Origin of the sequence: Planctopirus limnophila DSM 3776 (assembly GCF_000092105.1) — a bacterium.
Taxonomy (GTDB): Bacteria; Planctomycetota; Planctomycetia; order Planctomycetales; family Planctomycetaceae; genus Planctopirus; species Planctopirus limnophila.
Window position 1 is genome coordinate 1,550,348 of sequence record NC_014148.1, and the last position, 21,970, is coordinate 1,572,317.

The window sequence follows — 21,970 nt, forward strand, 5'->3', positions numbered from 1 at the left end:
TTTCCGCGTTCGTCGGCTGGTTGGTTGCAATGAGTTACGAACCATCCAGTTCGACTGTCCAGTAGGCTTCACTCAGGAACTTTCTCCAGCTTTGAATCTTCAGATTGTGCCGGGAGTAGAGTGGCTGCCATGTGGGGCGAATTGGCATTTTCCGCAGGGGCATATGGGCTTCCTGAGGCGTGCGGTTCGCTTTTTTGTTGTTACAGGCAATACACGCCAGTACACAATTCTCCCAGGTGCTGGTTCCTCCACGCGACCGCGGTTGAACATGGTCGATCGTCAGTTCTTCTGAACCAGGTTTTGCGTCACAATACTGACAGGTATACTGGTCCCGTTTGTAGAGATTCAGCCGACTGAATGTCACCACTTGGCGGGGAACTCGATCATACCCGGTTAATGTGATCACCTCAGGGACGCGCAGGCGGAATGTGACCGATTGTACGAAGGGCTTATCCTGCTGAGGGATGAGTCTCGACCAGTCTTGCCAGGTATAGAGTTGATAATCAGCAGGGTCAACAATGCGCGCTCTGCCACTGGCAACTAGAGATAATGAGCGTGCGACCGAAGCGACACCGACCGGCTGCCAGTTTCGATTGAGCACCAGAGTGGGTCTTGTCAACATGGCAACCACAATGTCTGCTCCTTTCCTTGAAGAAGTCGTCGAATCGAAAGTTCTAAAATACTTTCGATAGTTATTAGTGCGAAATGCTGACTCTCCGGCCCTCGCCTGTGGTCGATCTCGTCATCATCGCCAATAGGTAGGTACCTTTTTCTTCAGCAGGTTGGGCTGGAGTCTTTCGAAGAGGCGAAGGGCGCAGCGCCATTGATCAGAGTGGGAGTTGAACCCACAAACTCACCACGTTCTCGACATGGCCGCTTTTCCAGTTTGCGTATCTGATCGTCTCCGCGAATCGATTCTCGATAATTGATCAAGGGGAGAGTCGAACTCCCAAGCCCGAATCGGGCACGACGTTTTGAGCGTCGCGTGTCTACCAGTTGCACCACTTGATCGTGTAATTCGGCTCATTGAAGGTTGGTCATCGAACTTCCTGTTCAACCCATTTCTGAAAATCGTCCGGAATGCGTGACGAGTGAGTTCTATTTCATATAGAGCCGCTTCTATGATTGCGTCGGGACGGATTCGAACCATCAATGCCCGCAGGCGGGTGCGTTACAGCCACTTGAGTACGCCCATACTCAGCCGACGCTTGAAATCATGCACTGCACTCAGCGGAATTTGAACCAGCTCTTCCGTCATGGCAAGACGGGTTATTGGTGCTACATCATGAGTGCGTAGTTTGTGTGGATGAGGTCGATCTCTCGTAAATTCGAAGATATCTGTTCTCAGGATTCAGACCCTGAGATGCTGGATGGGGTTGGAGGGATTCGAACCCCCACGGAACGAGTTAAAAGCTCGATGTGCTACCATTACACCACAACCCCAATAGGGAGGGGCGGGGCGTTTATCGGGATTATCGATAGTCATCAGGGAGTCTTTACTATTGAATCAAGATGAATTGGTTGCGGAACAAATCTGAACGAAAGAGTCGGGAAGGTCAGAATCGAACTGACTTCGTCGTGTGCCCAAGACACGCGGGCGGCCGGTGCCCTTCATCCCGAATGATTCATTAGCTCGTGTGGGATTCGAACCCAACCTGCCCAGCGTGAAAGGCTGGTAACCTCACCAGAAGTCGAACGAGCCAGATTGTCTTTTCGTGAATTGTGATTCAGTTCTGAACTGGAAATGAATTGGGCTGGAAGGCGCTCGAATCCTTGTCTTCTGGTCTTCAGCCAGACGCTACACCATCTCAGCTACCAGCCCTTAATTCGTTGCATAGAGCTTCAATATCAACAGCAAGCCCGGCATCACACTGGCTGTTCAGCAGGTGATGCCGGGCTTGATCAGCCGGGCGAACATCCCGCAGTTGTCACCTGAGTCGATAGAGCTCACTGGATAACTCGGATTCTGCATTAGCCGGATACTTTTCACGGATCAAAACGATCAAGCCTGAAAAATGCGGTACTTGGCTGTCGACTTGATGAAAACATGCCACGGGGCTGTGTTTCCTCTGGGCATCTACCAGTTGTATGGCTTGAGATCCGCTCTGTTGGGACATGATGAAACTCTGCTACTCTCGATGCTCAGTGAATCAATTGGAGGAATCACGCGATGCCTACAATTGCCGCCAGGAATGACAGAGGTTCACACACAGAAGTTCGCCCAAAAATGTAAAAAAGTCGAGGATATAGTTCAGACGGGTTTCTCGAACAGATCGTGGTCGGTTATTGACTTTCGCCACTCGTCGACTGTTTGGCTCTTTTTTCTGACTTCTCAAATTTTTGAGACGCTTTTCCCGATTGGCCAGAGCGGGGCTCGCCATCGCTTGCGACCTTGTTGCCACCACCCCAAAGTGGGGGCATGTTCTGTTGATTCCAGCGATCCCATTGCGCTTGCAGTTCGGCGACTTTTTCGGGCATGGAAGCCGCAAGATCTCTGGTTTCTCCCAGATCTTCTTTGAGGTCATAGAGCCTGGCAGCGGTCACGGGCTGTTTCCCTTTGCCTGTCAGCGTGTCAGCATTGGAATCGTAACGGACAAGTTTGTAATCGCCGGCACGGACAGCCATCTGCTCCCCAAATCGCCAGAAGAGTGCGGCGTGTGGAACTTCGCTTTGCTTTCCTTGAAGATAAGGAAGCAGATTAACGCCATCCGATTTAACATCTTTTTCTACACCTGCCACTGCGAGCGCAGTCGCTGTGAGATCCAACTGAATAACCGGTGAATCGAAGACCGCCGGTGCAATCTTGCCGGGCCATGAGACGACGAATGGAACTCTGATCCCACCTTCCAGAGTAGTACGTTTGGAGCCCCTTAAAGGGGTGTTGATTGAGCCATTAATGGTGACGCCGGGCATTGTCGGGCCGCCGTTATCACTGATGAACATGACCAGCGTTTTTTGCTTCTGCCCGGTGGTTTCCAGTTGCGTGAGGACTTTGCCAATCGCTTCATCCATCGCCAGCATCATGGCCGCATAAGTGCGGCGTTCTTGATCAGAGATGCTGGCCAACTTCGCCATGCGATCCTCCGTGGCATGCATGGGAGTATGGACGGCATTAAACGAAAGGTACAAAAACCATGGTTTGTCCCGATGTTTTTCAATAAATGAAACGGCTTCTCGACCAAAGAGATCCGTGGTGTAATCGATGGTTTTGACGGGCTCGTGACCGCGCAAAATTCCCTGGGCGTCGAAGAAGCTGTGTGCCCCTCCCAGAAAGCCGATGAATTCTTCAAACCCACGTTCTTGTGGGTGCATAGCGGGTTGCGAACCCAGATGCCACTTCCCTACCAGGCCCGTTGTATAACCGACCTGTTTCAATCGGTCGGCAATCGTCACTTCAGTTAATGGAAGACCGGTATTGGCACCTGACGGGTTGAACTCGTGTCCGAATCGCTGCTGATAACGCCCCGTGAGTAAACCGGCCCGGGTGGGTGAGCAGTAAGGGCCAGTGACATATCCGCTGGTAAATTGAACTCCCGATTTTGCCAAGGCATCGAGGTTGGGAGTCGGGATGTCTTTGCAGCCATGGAAGCCTACGTCTGCATATCCCATATCATCCCCGACGATCAGTAGGATATTGGGGCGATCTGCTGCAATCACTGGGGTGATCACCAGAGCCAGCATGCAGAAAGCGAATGCAGAGATCTGTGAACAGCCTGCTTCCAATTGCCCGTACAACCATTGTCTCATGACTCATCATCTCCGGTGCTCTGAGAAATTCGCTGCTCTGTATCGCATGCAAGTTAGCAAAGAGAGCCTATCAAATTTCGACTCATGGTTGGTCATCATTCTGGAGTCACTCTTAATCGATGATATTTGGGACTCGCGAAGATATTGCAACAGTTGAAAAGATGTCAGATCAGCGGGGGACATGTCCTGTGGCTCCGTGACTGAGTCGGTTGGCGGCTTCCCGCAGAACCTGTTCTTCACTCCAATCGGGATGTTGTTGGCGTATGGTGCCCCGAATCATCTCCCGGGCGGTTTCCCACATACGCAATGCCTGAGCCAACCGTTCGGCAGAGGTCTTCTGACGAAGAATCTCCACCATTTCGGGTTCCAGAATTTCAATCACTGGTTGGCGAGGGGAAGCCATGGTTTTGAATTCGACGTGCTGACAATTCCTGCATTGAGTTCAACACAGAACAAATTCAATCTCAAGCTCTGAAGCCTGTGACGCCAACCTGGAAGCTGAGAACATCCAGCCAGGAACGCCTTTATCCATCGAACGGCAACCTGCGGCAGAGGTGTTAACGGAAGGGAGCAAAACAGTGCGTCAGGTTGCGGCTGTGTGCCAGAAGGCTGGTCAGGCAGCACGTGGCGACAGTCCGCATAACTCATTGCCAGAGAACGAATTATGCGAACCAGTGCGAGCCGTTGCTGTGAGAAACGAAACTACGCCCATGTGGATTGGAACCACAGACCGTCGGATTAGAAATCCGATGCTTTCTGCGGAAAACCAGTTAGAAAACGAAGGTTTTTCGGAAACTACAGCATGGTTGCCGATTAATCCACAATCACTGCCAATTGACGACGCTTCACTTCTATACATACTTTCTGAATGGCCGCACCTGCCTGAGTTTCTGCGGAAATCACTGGCGCTCACAGTAGCCAGTTTCCGCCAGAATTCACAGTAATAGGCTGCTCATCAATCGATCAGCTTCACTGATCTGGTAGCTCTTAAAAGTGGTCAGGTGTTTTGGCCAAAGCGCATTCATTCGTGGTAACGCGTTTGGCAATAGATGAGAGAATCAAAGGGGCCAAAATGTCGAATCAGTGGTTTGTCAAAATAGATGGAAAAGCTCAAGGGCCACTCAACGAATTGCAGATTCGTAAACTCATGAAGATGGGACGAATTGAACCTGATACTGAAGTGCGTCCAGAAAGTGGTGGTGCCTGGATGACTGCTGCTGAAGCAATCCAGATTCTGGATCAGGGAACCAATACCATTGATCCCATAGAAGCCTTGATTGACAACGTCCTGGGGACATCAACGCCAACTCCGCCGACAACATTGTCGGATCAGGATTTCTCCCAGAACTCTCCCTCAGACTCGGAGACTCCTGCGAAGAAAGCTTCAGTCACTCCACCAATTCCACAGGTTCCAACAGCATCTGTTCCACAACCAGTAAGAAATCAACTCCCAAAGTGGTCAGGGATTGCAAAAGATGACGTTCCCAAATACGGAGAACTGGAAACCTACGGCTGGCTATCAGCAATCCTGGGAGTGTTGATCATGGTGAGTTCGATCATGATCAGCTTTGCAGAGGCTAACAACGAGCGTGCAACGCAAGGTTCAGTGTTTGTCATACTTCTGTTTGGGTTCCTCCAGGCTGTCGCATTCCTCACTGCTTCAGCACTGATCCGAGGATTTCGTCATGGTTTGCAGGATCTTCGCAAAATCACCATTTGCGCCGAACACACTGCCAAGCGTGCCTGAAAATCCTGCCGTACATTTCAAAGTGTCGAATACAGGCTCAATCCTTCTCCCTGATAGCTGTCATAAACATGCTGGTAGACATTGTCACACTTCTGGCTGTAAAGCTCTGGTGTGAATGGCCTCGGAAGATCATCCAGCACTTCCTTTACAGTGGAGTACACGTCGGCTCGCGTTCTCTGCTTCTTTCGCCAATCCAGAACCAACTTGGCTTGCTTTAGAGATTGCAGTACCCGACGCGCCACCTGCTTTACTTGCTTCCGCTCGGCTGGTGTCAGGTCTAACTCGGGCCGCATGAGGATATCAAAAATGGCCAGTTCTTCCTCAGTCAGTTGCTCGGATACACCCCGCTTATCCTCTTCCTTTAAGTCTTTGGCAAACGCCATCAGCTTGGCAAAGAAAGCTTCAACATCCATTCCTTTGTTGTACTCTTCAATCAGCGTCTTGAACTTATCCAACAGCTCAATGCGGGATTTGTTGAGTTGAACCATTCTGGTGAGTTTCTGGCTCACCAATGCTTTCAGCTTTTCTGCTTCCGTATGTTTCCGGCCTTTACTGAAATGAGCCTTCAACGCCTCAAAATCAACTTCGCTCAAATCAATCAATGAAGTCTCTTCTGTGGCATGGATCACATAGCCAACAGTGGAAATAGATTCATCCAGCAGTTCTCCCACTTGATCCAGCAAATCATCAATGTTGGCTTTGTCGGTCAGATTGCGGATTTTCTCTGCCAGAACCACCAGACACGTTTTGATTGCCGCAAACTCGTTGGCTCTGGGGTCAGGCAATATGGCTTTGTAAAGCTTCACCACCTGGGCCACATGAAACAAAAACTGCTTCTTCAGGTCATCATTGAGGATGATTTTTTCAACAGCATCATCCACGGCTTCCACCACTTCGGCTTCCACCAGCAAATGAGCGGCCTGGGCCAGTTCCGCAGCTTTGTGAAAACTCTCCGGGTTGGCGTCAATCACTCTTTCCAAGCTCACGCCGCGTGAATCACAAAACGCTCTGGCTTCCGCAATGGCTTCGTGGAGAGCTTCCACCAGCATCGTCTTTTTCTCAATCGGGCATTCACCCTCCTGGGCCTGCCCTGATGCTGCTGTACCGAAAATGGCCAATGCTTTTTGCAGGTCACGAAAAACGCCCACATAATCCACAATCAGACCGTTGGTTTTTTCTCCAAACACCCGATTGGCTCGGGCAATCGTCTGCATGAGTGTGTGATTCTTCATCGGCTTATCCAGGTAAACCGTAGAGACACACGGAGCATCAAAGCCCGTCAGCCACATGGCACAGACAAAAACCAGACGGAAAGGGTCTTTGGGTTCCCGGAACTTCTTTTCCAGATCCTCATTCACCATGCGTGCCCGATGCACGGTGATATCAAAGCCTTTCTCCTGGAAGTATTGAATTTCGTTCTGCTGCTGAGAAATCACCACGGCCATATCCGTGGATTCCATGTAAGCAATTTTCTCTTGTAATACAGGCTGACGGATTGAATCGGCCACCAGCAATTGAGACTTCAGATCTGCCAGAAACGCACCCCAGTATTTCTGGACTTTCTCATACATCTTCACTGCGGTGAGCTTATCGACACAGATCACCATTCCCTTGCCGCCACCCTCACGTCCCAGAAAATGGGCCACAATGTCTTCCGCCACTTTTTCCAGGCGGTCGTCTCGGGTAATCAGGTGATATTCACGGGCAAATTCCCGTTCCAGCAAATCTTCCTGCTCTTCATTGAGTTCAGCCGATTCAATCAGAGCGTCCAGATCGTCCTGGAAGTTTTCATTGGCCAGTTGCAGTTCGGGAATCCGGTTTTCGTAAAACAACCGGACAGTGGCACCATCCTCCACGGACTGGCGGAAGTTATAGATGGAAACATAATCCCCAAAGACTTCTTTGGTCTTCTCCTCACCAGCCATCAGCGGAGTTCCGGTGAACCCGATAAACGCCGCATTCGGCAAGGCGTTCCGCATATTCAAAGCCAACGTGTCATATTGGGAGCGGTGAGCCTCATCAGTCATGACGATGATGTTGCTGCGGTCGGAAAGTTTCGGGTACGTCTGACCTTTCTTGGTGCCGAACTTTTGAATCAGGGTGAAGATAAACCGGTGATCTTCCTGAAGAAGTTGCTTCAGATGTTCTCCACTCTGGGCCTGACACTCTTCAGTGGCCACTCCCGTATTGCGGAAGTTGCGGTAAATCTGGCCATCCAGTTCCGTGCGGTCGGTAATGACCAGAAACGTCCAGTTGCCGGGAACTTTCCGAAGGACTTTCTGCGCAAAGAAAGCCATGGAATACGATTTGCCGCTTCCCTGAGTGTGCCAGAAAACCCCTAACCGTCCTTGATTGGATTGAATCTGGTTGAGAGCTGATGTGGCATTATTCACTCCCAGAAACTGATGATTCTTGGCAGTAATCTTATAGAGCTGACCTTTCGACTCATCAAAGAGGGTGAAGTTCTCCACGAGATCCAGAAACTTCGTTTTCTCACACGTTCCCCGAATCAATGTTTCCAGAGAGATAATCCCTTTCTCTCCTTCACTGTTGATCCTTTTCCAATCGGCAAAATGCTCCAACCCTGCCGTCAGACTGCCAATCTTGGCTTCACTCCCGTTGGAGAGGATCACCAGAGCGTTGTACCAGAAGAGCTGAGGAATGGTGGTTTTGTAGTCTTGAAGGTTGCCTGAAAAGGCCTGCTCCAGCCTGCCGTGAGTCTTCTTTAACTCAATGAAAAGTAGTGGCAGGCCATTCACAAAGCCGATCAGGTCTGTCCGTCGTTTGTAAACTGTTCCCGAAATCCAGAACTGAGAGACCAGCAGAAAATCGTTGTTGGCGGGCTGATTCCAATCGATCACCCGCACGGTTTCATCCACATCGTCTCCATTCTCATCGGCATAAGAGACTTTCACGCCCTCCTTGAGGAGTTTGTAAACGTCTCGGTTGGCCTGAGCAGGAGCGGCGGCACTGCGGTCTTTTCCCAGTTCCTCAATAGCCAGTTGAACGGCATCATCCGGCAGGCTGGGATTCAGTTTCTCTAATGCAGATTTCAGCCGGGGCCAGAGAATCACATCACTGGTGGTTTCCCGTCCCAGCGTGGCGTTGGCTCCCACTTTCTCGGCAAAGCCATTCACCGTGGCATAACCCAGTTCCTGAAACAGGGCTATCGTGGGCTGTTCAACCAGTGCATCTTCAGTGTAAGGATTGATCATGGGGCTGCCTCATGGATTCTTTGAAGCACCAGTTTCCATTCTGTGGTCACTCCCAGAGTTTCAGCCCATTGTGTGAGATAATCCCGGTCAATGGCGTCTTTCTGGATCAGCAGGATGCTGGCAATATCCCGCAGATGTTTTTCGGAACCCCCCTCCTGGTAGTACCGCAACTTCATCAGGATGATATTTTCCGGAGAACCGAACCAGGCATCATAAAAGCCGGGATTGGACAGCCTTTGTCCCAGGCTGATGTCCAACTGGCTGAAAGGCGTCTCTTTCCGCTGGATAATATCCAGTTTGAGGCCTGACGGAACATGAATGATGTTGAACTGGTGGCGGGTACGAATGGCTTCTGCCACAGCCGTGGTCGAAAGATAGAAATCTGGAGACGGAAATTCCTGATCCAGTTCAGCAATGTGGCTTTCTTGCAGATCCACCAGAAAATCAATGTCGTTCGTAAAGCGGGCCTCACTGTAAGCCATGCTGGCCATGGAACCGACGACCCGGTACGGCACTCCCAGCCGTTCAAAGCAGTTGGCAGTCTTCTGCAACAGTTGAAAAGGTGTCAGGTCAGCGGGGGACACGTTCAGTGGCTCCGTGACTGAGTCGGTTGGCAGCTTCCCGCAGAACCTGTTCTTCACTCCAATCCGGATGTTGCTGACGTATCGTCCCCCGGATCATTTCCCGGGCGGTTTCCCACATCCGAAATGCCTGAGTCAACCGTTCGGCGGGAGTCTTCTGACGAAGAATCTCCACCATCACAGGTTCCAGAATTTCAATAACGGGTTGGCGTGGTGGCTGCATACCTACGATCCTGCCTGCAACGTGAACCACTTCTGACGCACCATCTTTGAAATCGTGTCGTCCACATTCTCAACAGAGAAATTGTTTTTGTCTCGCTTCCCGGGCCAGTTGTCGATTCCAGTTTGGATATTCTGCCGCGTGATGGGTTGGCCAGCGTCGTGAAGATCACAGACGACCTTAAAAATGGTCATCCATTTCCCCAGGCCACTCTTCCCGAATTTGGAGAGATCCTGCACGAACTCCGTCACAAGGGCTGCTTTCTCTCCCAGAAGAGATTTTGCGTATTCAACACCTTTTGTGAATTTCCGACCGGGAAGCAGAATTTTCCCCTGATTATCAAATCGCAACCAATCAAAGCCAGCGGCGGCAAAGACCGCTTTATGGCGAAGTTCCTGTGACCAGGGGCCAGCCTTCTGGGCGACAAATTTTGAATTGATGGCATGCCTGCGGAGATGTTTCAGGCCGAACATGTGCTTCTGAATGACAAACTCGTTGTTTGGTCTATCTGGTGCCAGATGAAGAAGCTCTTGCAGTAACAAGCACAGAATCGCCGCATCGTCTTTGTAAGGTGTACCTGTTTCGGCAGTCGGAGATGAAACAATTTGCGGCTTTGGCGGTTGGATAACTTTTTCTACTTCCGGCTGTTGAAAGGTCGGTTCATCAAAATCGATTTCCAGAGACTCAACATCCAGTTCACCGCTGATGAGTTTGGGAAGTAAGAGGTCACGGGTTTTGCGAAGGATTTTGTTTTTTCTAAGGATATTTTCAATGTGCTTTACTACGGGGGTTGTAAGAACGTCAAACTTCTGAATTAAAAATGGTTGCGGAAGAATAATTTCAAGATCCGCTATCAATTTTGTTGTCAGACTTCCACGAGAGCTACCGTCAGAGATCTGCCGGAACTGGTCATACCTTTGCACTAAATCAAAAAATAAAAAACTATCAGTAGTTTGCTTACCATCAGCCGTTACAGCAATTGTTGACTGATTGATGTAGCAATCTAGGCAAAGCATCGACGTTTGGCCACGAGTCTTGCCTTGGCCCGCACTTGCAATAACAGTGCAGCCAGATCGTGCAAAACGGGTACTTGAATTAGTCACGCCCTCCTGTGTGATTTTCTTTTCAGTCTCTGTAATAAAGGTGTTTCCGGTTTCGCCGGATGATAGCCACGGAATATCACCATCCCAGTATTCATTGACATTAGTTCTTGGTGTCCCTCCGCTAGTAATTCTTTCGCAAATTGAATCCAATCGTTTAACCTGCCAACCCTCAGGGATTTTGCCGAGTGGGGAATCGACGAGCAGGGTGTTTTCGTGGCCTGGGAAGCGGAAGTGGACGAACCATTCCCGGTAAATGGCCTGGGCCATCTCTTCCAGAATGGCAATTCGCCGGGTGTTGTTCTCAATCAGATCATCATACGCCGAAAGAATCCCCGCAATTTTGCGTTGGACTGGCTCGGATGGAAATGTCAACTGTAAACCGTTCAAAATTGTTAAAGTCAAGAACTTGGTTGCGGCACCTGTGGATATACTTTGCAAATGTTCAAGCAAGGGCCACATAGAGTAGTAAAGGAAACGCGTGTTGAGTCGCGTGCAATCTTGTGGCGTAACAACATACGTGCGTTGATACGCGTCAAATCGTCCGTGAAAATACTTTAGTGGATATATGCCGTTGGCATTGTTTCCGGCGAGTAACACACATTCTGTATCGAAGGCAAAAGTGTTTGTGCGAAGCGTCTCTTGCGAGCATGTAAAAAAGGGATATGCACCGTTTGATACAGCAGCATTTGAATTCAGCTTGCCCGTCTTGAAAGTCACTAGATTGCTAAGGGCGTCTGTCGTCCAGCCATTTGGAGGCATATTCATAATGCTGCCTCCAACAATTTGACGACGTTAACGGCAATTCGTTCTTCCAACTCACGGGCTTCACTGTTGAGAACTTCCAGTTCTTCACTCAGTTCTTCCAGCCGTTCGGCAAACACAAAATCGTCCGGGGCTTTGTCGGCAACTCCCACATACCGGCCTGGGTTCAAACTCCAGCCCTGGGCTTCAATTTCCTGGAGTGTGGCGATTTTGCAGAGTCCAGCCACATCCGCATACTTCAGCTTCGGGAAGGTGGCTTTCAGGTCTGGTTCGACTCCAGGAAACTCCAGGTCGTCTCCAGCGGTGAATTCGGGTTGTTCACCACGATAGAGCCGCACGATATTGGCAATGTATTCGAGTTGCTTCGGGCTGAATTTGCGGTGGGCACGATCCACCTGCCGGAAGATGTGCCGAGCATCAATGAAGAGCACCTGCTCTTTCCGCTGGGAACCTTTCCCGCTGAGATTGCTTTTCCCTTTATCGAGGAACCAGAGCGTGCAGGGCAACGTGACCGTGTAGAAGAAGTTCGGGCCAATGGCAATCATCACATCCACCACATGAGCCTTGAGCAGCTTCTGGCGGATTTCCATTTCGGATTGCCGGGCATCGGCGGCACTGTTGGCCATGACAAAGCCAGCCCGGCCTGTGGCATTCAATGACGAGTAGAACAACTCAATCCACAGGTAATTGGCATTGTCGGCTCGGGGCATTCCCAAAGGAAACCGGGGATCTTCCTTAAGCTTCTCCTTATCGACTTTGTCCACATTGAAGGGAGGATTGGCCATCACGAAATCAAACTTGCCCACGGATTCATGAGGGTCTTCGTAATAGGTGTTCCCCTGGCGGATGTCTCCTGATAAGCCGTGAACTGCCAAGTTCATCTGGCATAGCTGACGGGTTTCATCCACGCGTTCTTGTCCGTAGATCGAAATCTCGACAGCAGGGTTGTTGTGGTGAGCTTTGATGAAGTCAGCCGATTGCACAAACATTCCGCCTGAACCACAGGCAGGATCGTATATGCGGCCATGGTAAGGTTGAATGATTTCGACAATCAGTTTCACCAATGAGGTGGGAGTAAAGAACTCACCCCCTTTTTGACCTTCGGCTCGGGCAAAGTTCCCCAGGAAGTATTCGTAAATCTTCCCGAACGTATCTCCTTCGGCATCCACAGGGATGGAGGAAAGATTTTTGAGCAGAGAGACCAGCGTGGTGTTCTCAATTTTGCTGTAAGTTTTGGGAAGAATGCCTTTGAGTTCTTCGTTCTCTTTTTCAATGGCTTTCATAGCCGTAGTGATGGCCTTGCCGATGTCTTCACCTTCGGGAAGTTCCAGCAGAGCGGAGAAGCGGGATTCTGGCGGGAGGAACATCACCCCTTTGGCTTGAAAATCTTCTTTGCCAATAGCCCGACGGCTGCCGCTCTTTTTCGCAAAGAGAACATTCAGTTCTCGTTCGGCCTGGGTAAACCGGTGATCGGCATACCGCAGGAAGATCAGCCCCAGCACGGGAACCGAATACTCGGACGATTTCAGTTTGCTGTTAGCCCGCAATTCATCTGCGGAAGCCCACAAGCGGCGTTCTATTTCGGTGTGTCCGTTGGCCATGGATAGAGGAGCAGTCTTAAGGGGGAAGCCGTCATTAGAAAAATGTTGTACCAGTGAAAAAGAGTAGATGATTGGTGAACCCTTCGAAAGGGTGTTTGCATGGGAGAGATTCATCAGCCTTTATTCCAGGTGACTGATTTTCGGTTTGTGTAGGTCAGGCAAGAGTGTGTTCCATTTTCCCCATACTCCAAGGGTGTATGGCACCCTCTCATGGGTGTGTTCTTGTGTTCAGTTTTAATGCGCTTTTGGGTAAGTTTGGCCGAGCCTCAGAAATCGCTCGTAGATCGCTTTGGTTGCCGGGATGATGGATTGTTCGTCCTGGGCCACGAGAGGCGATTTCCGGGCCAGCGAGAGGCCTTAATGACGATGAGAGCGTGTCCGGGATGAACGGTTTTTGATCAGTCATCGATGCTTGGTGTGTTCTTTTGTTCATGTTTGTGTGAAATTCACAACCCAAGTGCAGGTTTTAAGTTGCGTCAAATTCCAGTGCTGCTGTTATGCTCACAACGACCTGATTGTGAGTTTCTTCCAGACACATGAGGTTTCATGTCCGAGCTGCCAGCCGTTTTGCGTGCCTATCGTCGGGAGTTCGAGCTGTTCCGGGGGAAATATGGAACAGTGGGAGTTGTCATTCTCTGCAAGTTGGATTGGAAATCTGCCGGTATAGAGTTCCCAGCCACTGGCTGCTCACCACCAGATCACGTTTGGGATTTGACGGAAGACAAGATTTTGTGGGCCAGAGAGTTTCCAAGTCGTGCTCCCGAGCCAAACGACACAGAAGCTGATCCATTTCAACGCGTTATTCGTTTTGATGGCCGGTCTGACCAGTCTTTTCAGGGAGCGGGATTACGTTCGGCTCAACTGCAAATTTTGGCCAGCTCTGCTGATGAGCTGTCGGAGTGCCAACTCCCAGAGAACCCAGCCACCAGCTCATTACAGTCAAGATCGTATGCCACGCCAGATGGCCAGATCTTGCAGGTGACAAATTCCACTTCCTCCACAACATCCAGACATCAGCTCTCTGGTGGAGTTATGGAACTGAGGTTTTTCGGACAGTTGCACGGTTTTGATTTTGAACTGGAGAAGCTTCAGAAAAACGTTTTGAAGGCTCTGGAGAACTGGTGGCCAGCTTCAGAGATTCTGAGAGAGTTCTGCCCAGCCTTGAAGTTTTCGTGCACTCCCATTTTACAGGCTCATCTGTGGGCCGAATTGGTTTACTGGGTGAGCCAATCGAAATTTGTGCATTCACCCTATGTGATTGAGAAGTGGATTCCTGCACAGACGTCTTACAACATCAAACGGAAACTCTGGTCTTCTCTCTCCCAGAAGAAAACAGGAATGTCTTCAATTCCTGCTGACAGAATCCCCATCTGTTGGTGCAGTGGCCTGAAGGATTTGGCAGCAGCTTCTGTGGTCTTCCTGGATGTGCTGGCGGAACGATTTGGCAAAAGCTCTTCAGCAGTGGCAATCATTCCGCCTGAGCCAGCCACAAACCTGGAGCCAATCATTACAGGCAGTGCTCCAGCAGGTGGAGAAGCAACGCCAGCCAGCAAACTCAACGCATGGCCTGAAGAAATCAAAGAAAAATTGTTGAATACTGCAACGCCTCTTGAGCAGCGGATTATCAGGTTTTTCTGGGAGAGAAAGCACGCATCCGACATTCAAAGTCTAATTGATGCTGCCTGGGGAGATAAGCCAGACACTTCGGTTGAAACTGTGAAAAAGGCAATTCAGCGGCTCAATCTGAAATTTGCAGACAACCTGACAATTTCGTTTCATCCCAGCACAGACCGAGTTCAGTTCGAGCTATTGAAGCATTCAGGCAATTCCCAGCAGCCGGACAAATCAGCGGACAAATTTTAGGACATGGCTGTCCCCTGATTTGTCGGCCTCTCGTGGCATAGTTCCCCTACCGCATCAACGACGAGCGGAGAACATGACCTGTGAGAGAGGTGATTATGTCCAAGTCCTTAATTCGTGCTCCTTCATTACGCCAGCTTCCACCACCTGCCGAAATTCGGCGTGACCTGGGAGCCATCACCAGGGAGGCCGCTTTCCTGCGTTCCATGCTCAAGCTATCAGAACGCTTACACCGTCATTTGGAACTGATTCAAACACTTCAATCCATTCAGGGAGATTCCAAGCATGTCCAGTGTAACCGCAGCCAGCCCAGCCGATGATTTCCACAGCAACCCTAACGAGAAACTTTTGATATCTGCTAAGGAGGCAGCTCGGCGGCTATCTATCAGTGAGCGTAGTCTATGGTCTTTAACGAACCAACGCCGAATTCCCACTATTCGAATCGGACGAAGTGTTCGTTATTCCGTGATTGGCTTGGAAGAGTGGATTCGGCAGTCCACCCAGAGTCAGTACCGGGGGGGAGGTTCCCGAACCTGACGTTGTCCAAGATACCGCCCCCGGTGCCTGAAATGTGCCGCACCGAAAAGTCACCAGGAAAAGGGCCGGAAAGTGAGCAAATCTTGTGCTTTTTCAGCAAAAGCCAACGAAGGGCACCCTGGCTAGCCTCCTCACGTGCACGCGTGCGTAATTATTATATTATATATTTAATAATTACAATTTCTGAAGTTTCTCTGGGAGTTGGTTATTATCTAATAACCAACTCCCAGAGAAGATAATAAGGCTCTTTAAGAGACTTTATTATGGTTGTGTAATTAACGCACGCACGCACGTGAGGGGCTGTCCATTTTCCCCACGCTCCAGGGGGGGTGTGTGGTGCGTTTGTTCAGGTTTTTGCCAGTGCAGGCCATTTTCCCCACGGTTTAGGGGTATGTACATAGGGTTTCACCCCCTCTTTCACGAAATGGTTTTTCAATTTCTCCACACTGTTTGAGTGCCGAAATCGTATGATTTGCACCCCGGTGAGGTGATTAAGGTACTATCTCCCAGAAAATCAGACCGATTTTAGAGATCATCCAGAAAATCAGCATCCAGGAAGGTTTTTTATATGTCCAGCGTCTTCAAACGAAATGGCAAAGGCAATTACTACGCAACGTGGTTTGACCATCTGGGAAACCGCATGACTCAATCCACGAGAACATCTGATAAAGCAGCGGCTGAAAGAATTGTGAAGCAGTGGGAAGCACAGGCTGCACTTCGTCGTGAGAATGTGATTGATCCCAGAATGGAAACCTTGACAAAGCAAGGGCAGCTTTCAGTGGAAAGCCACTTGAAAGACTTCGAGGCTTCCATGGTCTCTTCCAATCGTACGGACAAGCATGTCCAACATGTCGTGGGAGTTGTCCGCAAGATTTCAGCAGCAGCACACTTTGGACGCATCAATGAAATTTCTGCGGAAGGCGTCAACCGGTACGCTTCCTCATTGAAAGGCAAACGTTCTTTACGAACGATTCAATCCCATCTTTCTGCCATGAAGGCATTCACGCTCTGGCTGTGGAGAAATCACAAACTTTCTGTTGACCCTCTTTCGTCTATCCGTCTGCCAGATCCAAGAAAAGAGCGTCGGAGAACCCGCCGATTTCTTTTGGTTGAAGAGTTTGATTGGTTAAAAGCGGTCACTGAGGCCAGCCCACGAGCTTTCGGGATGTCTGGTTACGCCAGAGCCTTGCTGTACGAACTGGCCATCGTTTCGGGGCTCCGTTCGGCAGAACTTCGCAGCTTGAAGAAGTCTAACTTTGTGCTGAAGACTGATCAGCCGCACGTGTTGTGTTTGGCTCATGCCACCAAGAATCGGAAAAAGTGCCGCCAATACCTTCCATCTGATCTGGCAGCAAGATTGGATGAATTCCTGAAATCAAAGCGTGACAACGAAGTAGCCTTTGACATGCCACGCTCCGAACGTATTCCCAAAATGTTGCGTGCTGATCTTTTGGCTGCACGTAAAGCCTATCTGTCATCTGATGAAATCCATCTCCCAGAGAAACAAAAACGTCAGCAAGATGAATTCCTTTGTGATTCGACATCGGAGGGAGTTCTCGACTTTCACTCATTGCGGCACACTTGCGGAGTTTGGCTGAGTCAGGCTGGAGCGAATCCCAAAGCCATCCAGGCAATCATGCGCCACAGCACCATTACCTTAACCATGGATACATACGGTCATCTGCTGCCTGGAGAGCAGGCAGGGCTTGTGGATCTGGTGACTGAGTACCAAAAAGCCAAAATCGGCCACAAATCCGACGACGACCTACAGCGCAAATTACAGCAGTCAGAGAGCGGAGCAGTGCGGAAGGTTGCGGCTGTGTGCCAGAAGGCTGACCAGTCAGCACGTGGCGACAGTCCGCATAACTCATTGCCAGAGAACGAATTATGCGAACCCGTGCGAGCCGTTGCTGTGAGAAACGAAACTACGCCCATGTGGATTCGAACCACAGACCGTCGGATTAGAAATCCGATGCTCTATCCAGCTGAGCTATGGGCGCGAGTCATCTTGATCGAGGATCAAGATCTGCATGTATTGCAATGAGAATTCGTCGATTTGGCAAGGGAGCGAAGCGTTTATGAGATTGAGGTCTGCTGGCGGTCATTACTCTGCAGGCGATCGAGACCAGTCGCTGGTCTGATTTCGGATAGAATTTGGAGGTAATTGCCTGGGATTGGTGGTAAGTCGAACACTTCCGGAAGCGTCAGTATGACTCATCATCGAAATCTGCCCACAAAACTTTGCGAGGTTTGTCGGCGGGAGTTTGCGTGGCGGAAGAAATGGGAGTCCGTCTGGAACGACGTCAAATACTGCAGTGAGCGGTGCCGACGTTCGAAGGCTTCGCCAGAACACGCATCAACATTATCGAAGCCGCCAGTCAGCCACTAGATCAGTGCTCAAAAGTCACCGTTTTCAAGGGTCACCTTACAGAATCGTGGACTCAGCAACTGCGATCGTGATTCATTCATCACAACGGCCAAGTCAAGCGAAACAGGCACGACTCCAGCAAGAGTGGCCCAGGAGAAAATTGGCATGACGGATTGGAGGACTTCTGGTAGTCTCACGAAATCCGGTCACACGATTGATCGGAAATGACCTGTTCTGCACCTGATGTTGACTCGGGGGTGAGAACGAGAGGTCTCAGATAAAGTCGAGAAAATGAGGCTTTTGAGCTTCATCTGGAATGGAGTTGACACGGATGTCCGAACAATGGCTGTGGAGTTCACGGGTGCGCCCCGTTGTTGATGGCTCAGGTTCTCACTCACAGAACGTGGTGGATCGCGCGACTTACTCCGGGCGGTCAACAGGTTCACTTTTCAGTAACTCCAGTATTCAACTCCGAACGAGCCTGGCGCTGGCGTTGATGATTACCCTGATGTGCCCGGGCCGCGAAGCTCAAGCACAGGTGACTGCCAAGCAGATTCTCCAGGCTTACTCGCCTCGACAAAAGGATGTCGATTATGAGGTGCCAACGCCCGCTGATCTGGAAAAATGCCAGGTGACTGTCGAACGGCTGGGCAAAGTCTCTGGATACGTGGTGCTGGGTGCTCAGGGCCAGTTACTTCGTCGCTTCATGGATACCAACGGTGATAACAAAGTTGACCAGTGGCGCTACTACAATCACGGAATTGAGGTCTACCGCGACGTCGATTCCAACTTCAACGAGAAACCCGATCAGTTTCGTTATGTGAATCTGGGCGGAAGTCGCTGGGGAATCGATCAGAATGAAGATGGTAAAGTCGATTCATGGAAATCCATTTCTGCCGCAGAAGTCTCTCGAGAAGCCATCAAGTCGATGACAACTGGGGATTTTGGCCTGTTGGAGACGTTGCTGATCAATGCGGCTGATTTGCGAACTCTGGGAGTTAACGCCGCACTGCAAAAGAAAATGCTCGAGAATGTCAGCCAGCCGGAAGCCAAAGTGCGGCAGATTTTCTCCAAGTCCAGAGATTTCACACCGAAGTCTGTCTGGGTGCGATTTGATGCATTAATGCCCGGATCCATTCCTGCGGACGACGGAAAAGCCGAGACCGATCTTCAGGTTTACGAAAATGCGATGTGCATTGTTGATAACGGTGGGGGCAAGACCGCGCTGATTCAGTTAGGGGAACTGGTACGCGTGGGCGATGCCTGGAAATTGACTCAGATCCCTGAACCGATTGGAAGCGATTCGATTACCGTCGCAGGTGGTGTGTTGATGCAGCCACTCTTGGCCAGCGCTGAAAGTGCGGCTCCCTCGGTCTCCCCGGAAATGCAGGCTTTGCTGGATAAGCTACAGAAACTGGATGCTTCCTCGGCTTCCCTGGCTGGCACACCGGAAGCCATGGCGAAGTTCAACAATGCTCGCATTGAACTGCTCCTGCAGATCGTGAATGCCACCACTTCTGAAGATGACAAAGAGCAGTGGATGCAGCAATTGGCCGATGGTTATGCCGCTGCTATTCAGACGGGCCAGGGTGGAGACAGTCTGGATCGATTAAAGGATATGGAAACGAAGCTCAAAAAAGATGCAGCAGCTTCCCCACTGGTGCCTTATGTCACTTACCGTCGCATGTTGGCCCAGTACAGCGTCGAAATGAATACCGCGAATGAGGCCAAGCGGGCGGATATTCAGAAAGCATGGCTGGAAAGCCTCGAAGGATTCATTACGACCTATCCGAACTCAGAAGATGCCAGCGAAGCGATGCTGCAACTGGCGATTACCGAAGAGTTCAATGGCCGTATCAAAGAAGCCGTCGCCTGGTACAGCAAGCTGGCAGCGGCACAGCCTCAATCCATCGCGGGGAAAAGGGCCGCTGGTGCAGTAACTCGAATTCAACTCAATGGGCAGCCACTGAAGCTTTCGGGAACTTTGCTTGAGGGTGGGAGTTTCAATGTATCGCAACTGAAAGGGAAGGCAGTTCTGGTGGTCTACTGGGCCACATGGTGCCAGCCTTGTGCAGCCGATCTCCCTCAGATTCGAGCCCTTTACGAACAGTATCGCGCACAGGGATTTGAAATTGTAGGCGTCTGCCTTGATGTGGATACGTCACCTCAGGACGTGAACAAATTCCGCGTGGAAAACAAGATGCGCTGGCCGCAGATCTACGAGCGAGGTGGTCTGGAAAGTCCGGCGGCTGTCCAACTGGGTGTCATCACATTGCCTACGATGATTCTGACAGATCGAGCTGGTCGTGTGGTGAACCGTGGAGCCACAGTTCAGGATTTGAAGACGACTTTACCCCAGATCCTGAAGTAAGTATCGACGCGAGACTTTCTACAAGACTTGGTAACGCCGATATCGAACTCTCTTCTTGTTGAGATTTTCGTTGGGTTGTTTCCGCAGGCTTTTAAAAATGGGTATGCCATGGATTGGCTGAGAGCATGGATTCGACCAATCAAGAAGCCGATTCAGCAGGCGATCATTCAGAGTCATCGGCGCTCTGGCCGGATCATGCTGAGTGACACCACCCTTCGCGATGGTGAGCAGATGCCCGGAGCGACCCTGGAGCCCGAAGAGAAACGAGAAATTGCTCTGGCTCTCGAAGCTGCCGGGATTCACTCGCTTGATGCAGGCTTTCCCGCCAGTTCTCAACAGGATTTTGATGCGATTCGACTGATGGCCCAGGTGATCAAACGGCCTGTGATGACGGCCCTTTGCCGAACAGTCGAGGGAGATGTTGACGCCGCGGATGAGGCTTTAGCCGGTCTGGCACCTCATAAAAGAGGGGTGAGTCTGTTCATTGGGACCAGTCCTCTGCATCGGGAATATAAGCTCAGAAAATCTCGCACTGAGGTTCTCTCGATCATTGATCGATCGGTACGGTACGCCTCGAAAAAGTTTGATATTGTGGCCTTCAGCCCGGAAGATGCCAGTCGGACAGAAGCAGACTTTCTGGTGGAATGCTACGAAACAGCCATCCAGGCCGGTGCGACAACCATCGGCTATCCGGATACCGTCGGTGTTCTGACACCTGAGAGGGCGTACGTTGCCATTCGTCATGTGATGGAGCATGTTCCATCGATTAGGAAAGTTCTGGTTGCGGTGCACATGCACAATGATCTGGGCCTCGCGGTGGCGAACAGCCTGGCTGGATTAACGGCTGGTGCTCACATTGTGCAATGCACAGTTAATGGGATTGGTGAGCGGGCCGGAAATGCAGCCTTGGAAGAAGTGGCCATGGCGCTCTATGTCAATCAGGAGCAGTATGGCCGTGCAGTGAAGCTCAACTATGAGTCACTCTTTCCGCTCTGCCAGTTGGTCGCGAAAAAGACTGGCGTACCGATGGCTTTGAATAAACCCGTGGCAGGCCGCACGATTTTTGCGACAGAAGCCGGAATTCATCAGGACGGCCTGCTCAAGCATCCGGATACTTATTTGCCCTATCGGCCGGAAGTCGTCGGAGGTCCCGCGATTGAACTTGTGCTGGGGAGGCATAGTGGCAAAGGTGCCGTGGCTCATCATCTGCAGAATCTGGGGTATCAGGCGACCGATGCCCATGTGATGTTCATTCTCAATCAGATTAAAGGCATGCCTCGCGGCGCATTGATTGACAAGGCACAGATCCACGAGTGGATGAATCAAAAGCCTCATCATGCGGAAACAGGCATTAAAGTAGCTTGAAACAGCGATCCGAGGGCTTTGAAAGCAATTGGGTAAGTTATTTCTTCCGGGAACCAGAAGTTTGTCTGCGGTTCGAAGTGAGCTGACCCGTGGCAAATTCTTCACGGCGGGTACGGCTGCCCACACCGATGGTGCGAAATGGAAGTGCTGCCATCTCGCCGACGCGAGGCATGGGCGTCCCGCGGTAATACACCCGGCGGATCGTATTCCCGTAGAAGTGCAAGGGACGGTAAGGCCTCAGCTCGATAGGCGTCGCATCGATCTGTGTTCTCAATGGGCCGGTCGCCACTACAACGGGAAGCCAGCCTGGCTCCTCGAGTGATGTTTCATTCGCCAGGGCGGTGGAGGCTGTCCCCACCAGCATCAGCAGCATGGCTGGTAATGTGCACAGGGAAGAAGTTCGAGAAACTTTTTGTGAGCAGCCAGGGAACCCGAGGTGAGATGAGTGCTTGAACATAGGCTCATTTTGTGATGTGCTGCCGACCTGAAACAC

General features: G+C 50.7%; 16 protein-coding genes, 5 tRNA genes and 1 pseudogene. 8 read left to right on the forward strand and 14 right to left on the reverse strand.

The window, feature by feature from the left end; genetic code table 11:
• Positions 1–34: 34 nt before the first annotated feature.
• The 7 genes from PLIM_RS06255 to PLIM_RS06280 form a co-directional block, all read right to left on the reverse strand.
• Positions 35–631, reverse strand: a complete 597-nt coding sequence (locus tag PLIM_RS06255; RefSeq protein WP_013109477.1) for an HNH endonuclease — start codon at positions 629–631, stop codon at positions 35–37.
• A gap of 295 nt (positions 632–926) precedes the next feature.
• Positions 927–1,011 (reverse strand) — tRNA-Leu (locus PLIM_RS06260).
• 360 nt (positions 1,012–1,371) lie between these two features.
• Positions 1,372–1,443 (reverse strand) — tRNA-Lys (locus PLIM_RS06265).
• Positions 1,444–1,629: 186 nt separating this feature from the next.
• Positions 1,630–1,702 (reverse strand) — tRNA-Glu (locus PLIM_RS24085).
• A gap of 48 nt (positions 1,703–1,750) precedes the next feature.
• A tRNA-Phe gene (locus PLIM_RS06270) sits at positions 1,751–1,822 on the reverse strand.
• 461 nt (positions 1,823–2,283) lie between these two features.
• Positions 2,284–3,747, reverse strand: a complete 1,464-nt coding sequence (locus PLIM_RS06275; protein WP_013109479.1) for a sulfatase-like hydrolase/transferase — start codon at positions 3,745–3,747, stop codon at positions 2,284–2,286.
• 169 nt (positions 3,748–3,916) lie between these two features.
• The gene (locus PLIM_RS06280) at positions 3,917–4,150 is read right to left on the reverse strand and encodes a hypothetical protein (RefSeq protein ID WP_013109480.1); all 234 of its coding nucleotides are present in this window, start codon (positions 4,148–4,150) and stop codon (positions 3,917–3,919) included.
• A 669-nt stretch (positions 4,151–4,819) separates the two neighbouring features.
• Here PLIM_RS06280 and PLIM_RS06290 point away from each other — a divergent pair.
• A complete protein-coding gene (locus PLIM_RS06290) occupies positions 4,820–5,494 on the forward strand; it encodes a DUF4339 domain-containing protein (RefSeq protein WP_013109482.1) in 675 nt (224 codons plus the stop codon).
• Between the two features lie 17 nt (positions 5,495–5,511).
• On the opposite strand, the gene PLIM_RS06295 is transcribed toward PLIM_RS06290, so the two are convergent.
• From PLIM_RS06295 to PLIM_RS06315, 5 genes are read right to left on the reverse strand one after another with little or no spacing between them, the layout of a single operon-like run.
• Positions 5,512–8,709, reverse strand: coding sequence for a type I restriction endonuclease subunit R (locus tag PLIM_RS06295; RefSeq protein ID WP_013109483.1), 3,198 nt, complete (start codon positions 8,707–8,709; stop codon positions 5,512–5,514).
• A complete protein-coding gene (locus PLIM_RS06300; protein WP_013109484.1) occupies positions 8,706–9,293 on the reverse strand; it encodes a hypothetical protein in 588 nt (195 codons plus the stop codon). Before PLIM_RS06300 ends, PLIM_RS06295 begins: the two co-directional genes overlap by 4 nt.
• Positions 9,280–9,513 (reverse strand): hypothetical protein, encoded by a 234-nt coding sequence (locus tag PLIM_RS06305; protein WP_013109485.1) that lies wholly within the window; start codon positions 9,511–9,513, stop codon positions 9,280–9,282. Before PLIM_RS06305 ends, PLIM_RS06300 begins: the two co-directional genes overlap by 14 nt.
• 2 nt (positions 9,514–9,515) lie before the next feature.
• Complete coding sequence (locus tag PLIM_RS22545; protein WP_013109486.1) at positions 9,516–11,378, reverse strand: restriction endonuclease subunit S; 1,863 nt, start codon at positions 11,376–11,378, stop codon at positions 9,516–9,518.
• Positions 11,375–12,976, reverse strand: a complete 1,602-nt coding sequence (locus tag PLIM_RS06315) for a type I restriction-modification system subunit M (RefSeq protein WP_013109487.1) — start codon at positions 12,974–12,976, stop codon at positions 11,375–11,377. The genes PLIM_RS22545 and PLIM_RS06315 overlap by 4 nt, the downstream gene beginning before the upstream one ends.
• Positions 12,977–14,437: 1,461 nt before the next feature.
• Here PLIM_RS06315 and PLIM_RS24090 point away from each other — a divergent pair.
• From PLIM_RS24090 to PLIM_RS24985, 4 genes and pseudogenes are all read left to right on the forward strand, one after another.
• Positions 14,438–14,839, forward strand: a complete 402-nt coding sequence (locus tag PLIM_RS24090; RefSeq protein WP_148227004.1) for a helix-turn-helix domain-containing protein — start codon at positions 14,438–14,440, stop codon at positions 14,837–14,839.
• 95 nt (positions 14,840–14,934) lie between these two features.
• Positions 14,935–15,156, forward strand: coding sequence for a hypothetical protein (locus tag PLIM_RS06325; protein WP_013109489.1), 222 nt, complete (start codon positions 14,935–14,937; stop codon positions 15,154–15,156).
• Positions 15,122–15,373, forward strand: coding sequence for a helix-turn-helix domain-containing protein (locus PLIM_RS24980; protein ID WP_013109490.1), 252 nt, complete (start codon positions 15,122–15,124; stop codon positions 15,371–15,373). Before PLIM_RS06325 ends, PLIM_RS24980 begins: the two co-directional genes overlap by 35 nt.
• 1,165 nt (positions 15,374–16,538) lie before the next feature.
• Positions 16,539–16,997: pseudogene (locus tag PLIM_RS24985) on the forward strand (tyrosine-type recombinase/integrase); the annotation flags it as partial.
• A 302-nt stretch (positions 16,998–17,299) separates the two neighbouring features.
• On the opposite strand, the gene PLIM_RS06335 reads toward PLIM_RS24985, so the two are convergent.
• A tRNA-Arg gene (locus tag PLIM_RS06335) sits at positions 17,300–17,373 on the reverse strand.
• Between the two features lie 209 nt (positions 17,374–17,582).
• Here PLIM_RS06335 and PLIM_RS23630 point away from each other — a divergent pair.
• The 3 genes from PLIM_RS23630 to PLIM_RS06345 all read left to right on the forward strand — a co-directional run bounded on the left by PLIM_RS23630 (position 17,583) and on the right by PLIM_RS06345 (position 21,477).
• A complete protein-coding gene (locus tag PLIM_RS23630) occupies positions 17,583–17,762 on the forward strand; it encodes a DUF2256 domain-containing protein (RefSeq protein ID WP_081440221.1) in 180 nt (59 codons plus the stop codon).
• A gap of 310 nt (positions 17,763–18,072) precedes the next feature.
• Positions 18,073–20,112 (forward strand): TlpA disulfide reductase family protein, encoded by a 2,040-nt coding sequence (locus tag PLIM_RS06340; RefSeq protein ID WP_013109491.1) that lies wholly within the window; start codon positions 18,073–18,075, stop codon positions 20,110–20,112.
• Positions 20,113–20,220: 108 nt separating this feature from the next.
• A complete protein-coding gene (locus PLIM_RS06345) occupies positions 20,221–21,477 on the forward strand; it encodes a homocitrate synthase/isopropylmalate synthase family protein (protein WP_013109492.1) in 1,257 nt (418 codons plus the stop codon).
• Positions 21,478–21,514: 37 nt separating this feature from the next.
• Here PLIM_RS06345 and PLIM_RS22550 read toward each other — a convergent pair whose 3' ends face one another.
• The gene (locus tag PLIM_RS22550) at positions 21,515–21,934 is read right to left on the reverse strand and encodes a hypothetical protein (RefSeq protein WP_148227005.1); all 420 of its coding nucleotides are present in this window, start codon (positions 21,932–21,934) and stop codon (positions 21,515–21,517) included.
• Between the last annotated feature and the right edge of the window lie 36 nt (positions 21,935–21,970).

Bases quoted from the DNA above. Each gene is read 5' to 3' on its own strand.
- PLIM_RS06275 (WP_013109479.1), bottom strand. From the start codon at position 3,747: ATGAGACAATGGTTGTACGGGCAATTGGAAGCAGGCTGTTCACAGATC.
- PLIM_RS06280 (WP_013109480.1), bottom strand. From the start codon at position 4,150: ATGGCTTCCCCTCGCCAACCAGTGATTGAAATTCTGGAACCCGAAATG.
- PLIM_RS06290 (WP_013109482.1), top strand. From the start codon at position 4,820: ATGTCGAATCAGTGGTTTGTCAAAATAGATGGAAAAGCTCAAGGGCCA.
- PLIM_RS06295 (WP_013109483.1), bottom strand. From the start codon at position 8,709: ATGATCAATCCTTACACTGAAGATGCACTGGTTGAACAGCCCACGATA.
- PLIM_RS06305 (WP_013109485.1), bottom strand. From the start codon at position 9,513: ATGCAGCCACCACGCCAACCCGTTATTGAAATTCTGGAACCTGTGATG.
- PLIM_RS22545 (WP_013109486.1), bottom strand. From the start codon at position 11,378: ATGAATATGCCTCCAAATGGCTGGACGACAGACGCCCTTAGCAATCTA.
- PLIM_RS06315 (WP_013109487.1), bottom strand. From the start codon at position 12,976: ATGGCCAACGGACACACCGAAATAGAACGCCGCTTGTGGGCTTCCGCA.
- PLIM_RS06325 (WP_013109489.1), top strand. From the start codon at position 14,935: ATGTCCAAGTCCTTAATTCGTGCTCCTTCATTACGCCAGCTTCCACCA.
- PLIM_RS24980 (WP_013109490.1), top strand. From the start codon at position 15,122: ATGTCCAGTGTAACCGCAGCCAGCCCAGCCGATGATTTCCACAGCAAC.
- PLIM_RS23630 (WP_081440221.1), top strand. From the start codon at position 17,583: ATGACTCATCATCGAAATCTGCCCACAAAACTTTGCGAGGTTTGTCGG.
- PLIM_RS06340 (WP_013109491.1), top strand. From the start codon at position 18,073: ATGTCCGAACAATGGCTGTGGAGTTCACGGGTGCGCCCCGTTGTTGAT.
- PLIM_RS06345 (WP_013109492.1), top strand. From the start codon at position 20,221: ATGGATTGGCTGAGAGCATGGATTCGACCAATCAAGAAGCCGATTCAG.
- PLIM_RS22550 (WP_148227005.1), bottom strand. From the start codon at position 21,934: ATGTTCAAGCACTCATCTCACCTCGGGTTCCCTGGCTGCTCACAAAAA.